We start from the raw sequence: 222 nt of genomic DNA on the forward strand, positions 1-222 counted from the left end.
CCAGTTTGAAGTAATTTGTCCAGCCTCGCACTACTTGATTGAGTTTGGTTCTTCGTTCTTCGATTCCCATTCCGTTGCTGCGCCCAGTAACTTCCCGGATTTTGTCCTTAAGTTTCTGAATGCTTTTAGGATGGATTCTTAAACGCCCTTCTCCTCTGTAGATGTAGAAACTATATCCCAGATACTTGACGTAATTTACATGCGATACCTTCGTTTTCTCCC

1 protein-coding gene is annotated in these 222 nt (G+C 42.8%); it reads right to left on the reverse strand.

What is annotated here, in order from left to right; genetic code table 11:
* The coding region (locus TEPIDINF_RS15170; protein ID WP_421692418.1) for a group II intron maturase-specific domain-containing protein at positions 1 to 181 on the reverse strand (181 nt) is incomplete at its 3' end.
* Positions 182 to 222 lie beyond the last annotated feature (41 nt).

This window comes from Tepidibacillus infernus, from assembly GCF_048898065.1.
In the GTDB taxonomy this organism is placed as follows: Bacteria; Bacillota; Bacilli; order Tepidibacillales; family Tepidibacillaceae; genus Tepidibacillus_B; species Tepidibacillus_B infernus.